This is a genomic window from Streptomyces flavofungini (genome assembly GCF_041028215.1).
Lineage (GTDB): Bacteria > Actinomycetota > Actinomycetes > Streptomycetales > Streptomycetaceae > Streptomyces > Streptomyces flavofungini_B.
This window is the reverse complement of record NZ_JASKYR010000864.1, coordinates 1-2,564: the sequence shown is the minus strand read 5'-3', so window position 1 is coordinate 2,564 and position 2,564 is coordinate 1. Positions and strand designations below refer to the sequence as shown.

Annotated in this window: 1 protein-coding gene; it reads left to right on the top strand. The window is 74.0% G+C overall.

Annotated features, from left to right (window positions below):
• Nucleotides 1–2,480 (top strand): wHTH domain-containing protein (locus AB8Z36_RS35705; protein WP_369217545.1); only part of this gene is annotated, 2,480 nt, incomplete at its 5' end.
• Between the last annotated feature and the right edge of the window lie 84 nt (nt 2,481–2,564).

Here is a 2,564-nt window from a genome sequence, read left to right as displayed (position 1 = left end):
ACCCGCGCGAGGCGGAGTTCCAGCTGCCGGCCTGGACGGCCGGTCTCCCCGAAGAGCGCTTCGGCGACTATCAGAAGGGCTTTCCCTTCGGCTGTGTGATCGACCTGCGGGGACCCCACGCCCCCGAGATCAGCACCAGCCGCACGCGCGTCTTCTCCTACGACCAGGCCTGGGTGGCCCGGCAGATCCACGATGCCTGCGCCGCCTTCGAACCGCCCGAGTGGCTCACCCTGGAGTGGCTCTGGGGCTTCGGGGTGTGGCTGCCCGCCGAGGCCGCCGTGCTGACCGAGCGGCTCCTCGCGGCGGACGCCCGGCTCGTGAGCGGGCTCACCTGGGAGCGGACCTTCCCCATCCCGTTCCGCCGCGTCGGGTACTTCCCCGGGGACCAGGAGCTGGCGCTGGACAGGCCGCGGCGAGCGGGCGGTGCCGGTGCGGTGAGCGAGGCCTACCGCTCATGGCGGGCCGCCGTCCTGCGCGGTGTCGGAATCAGACTCCAGGACCGTCAGGTGGGACTGCCCATCCCGGAATCCGTCGAGGGGTACCCCTCCCCGCGGGCGTGGGAGGCCCGGATCACGGGCCGGGAGATGGGCGACTCCCTGCTGCGTGCCGCGCTGTCCGCGCCCGACGGGGGACCGACCGCCTGGCACCTGCTCAGGATGGTCAGGCGGCACGCCCTCACGGGCGCCGTCGTTCCCCAGGTCCCCGATCTCGATGTGGCCGCCGCGACGGAACTGGACGCCCTGGACCGCGGGCTGCTGCTCGGCAGGGACACCTACGGCGGCCTGCTCGGGCACTGGCTGTCCGACGGGCAGCGCACGCTGTCGCCGCTCGCGGTACTGCGTACCTTCTCCCTGGAGACAGGACGGCCGGTGCGCGAGGCACTGGAGCGCGCGCGGCGGCTCGCGGCGCTCGGCATCAACCTCCATGTGCCGTCGGCCGTGGGAGAGGTTCCGGCCGGTCTCACGGTCACCGCCGAGGATCTGCACGCCCTGTCCTGGCACCCCCGTCTCGCCGGTGCGAAGGGGGAGTACACCCAGGGGCAGCGCCCGTCCGACGAGGCCTATGAGGCGGTGCTGCGCAGGCACGCCTGGTGGGGTCTGCCCGAACTGCCGGCGTTTCCGGCCCCGAGCACGCCGGAAGCGGGGGGCGACACCGGCCCGGAGGCGAGCCCGGAGCTGCGCGAGGAGTTCGTGGCCACCTTCGACATGGCGGTGCACTACGAATCCGCCCTGTCGCTGGGCGAAGTGGCCCTGGTGTCGGGCAAACTGTCCGTCCCGCTGGCCGAGGTCCTCAAGCGGTTCGCCCCCGTGCTCGCCGAGCGCCGTGTGCGCGTGCCCGATCTTGGCGAGCTCGCGGGCCACACCGCGAGCCGCCTCGAGTGCGAGCTGCTGCGGGTCCCGGACCCCATGGCGTTCTACGCGCGCCAGATCGCGACCCCCGCGCCCCTGCTCGACACCGCGCGGGCGGTGCAGGCGGTGCAGGCGGACGACGAGCAGGTGGGGCGGACCCTCGCCTGGCTGGCCGCCAAGGGGCTCGTCCATGAGTCGGCGCCCGCGCTCGTGCGGGAGTGGCGGCGTCTGTCGCCCGGTGACCTGCGGCTCCTCCCGGACAACAGGTCGATGCTGCGCACGCTCGACGCGGTCCACCCGGGCAACTTCTGGGAACAGATGAGGCAGACACGCGTCGACGCGCCCTACGCCCTCCAGGCCGCGGCGGCCGCCGACGTACCGCTCGGCACGGCCTTCGAGCGGCTCACCGCCCTCGGGCCGCTGACCGGGCACGAGGTGTCCCTGCCGCTGCCCCTCGCGCCGGACCTCGCCGACGCGCGGCCCGTCGCCGCCGACGCCTGGGCCTGCTGTCTGGCGGGTGAGGAGGGCGTGGTCTGGCGCACGTCGCCCGACGTGTCCGTTCTCATCCAGTACACCCGCGATGTGGGCGGCACCCTCGGCGAGAGCATCGGCACCCTCAGCGGGTACGCCCCGCTCGGCGCTCCCTGGACGGAGATCCCCGACGACCTGACCGACGGCGGCCCGGCCTGGCGCGACCACCGGCCCACCGTCCACGACACGGCGATGTTCCAGCCCGACCTGCTCGGCGGGCGTCCCGTCACCGCCCTGGACCTCCTCCGCGTCGCCGGACGCTTCGGCTGGCCCCTGAACCGGGCCTGGGACCGTATCGCCCTGTACCGCCCCTTCGGGGTGAAGCTGACGGTGGAGCRCCCGGAGTGGGACGCCGTGCCCGCCTGGCGGGACCTCGTCCTGCTCACCGAGCGGTACACCGGCCGCGCCCCCGCCCTCACCGGGCGGGTGACGGCCGACCGCATTGCCSTCGCGGCCCGCGAGGTCGACAGACCCACTGACTGGGTGCGCGACCGGTATGCCGGGTACGCCCCGCTGTTCGGCCTGACGCTCCCCGCCGATTTTCCGGCCGAGCCCGCCCCGACGCCGCGCGCACAGCCGTACCGCCCGGACACCGACTGACGCCCTCACGGAGAATCACGCGCCATGCCCGCACACGACCCGACCACGTTCCAGGAAACCGAAGTCCACCCCACCACCCCCTTC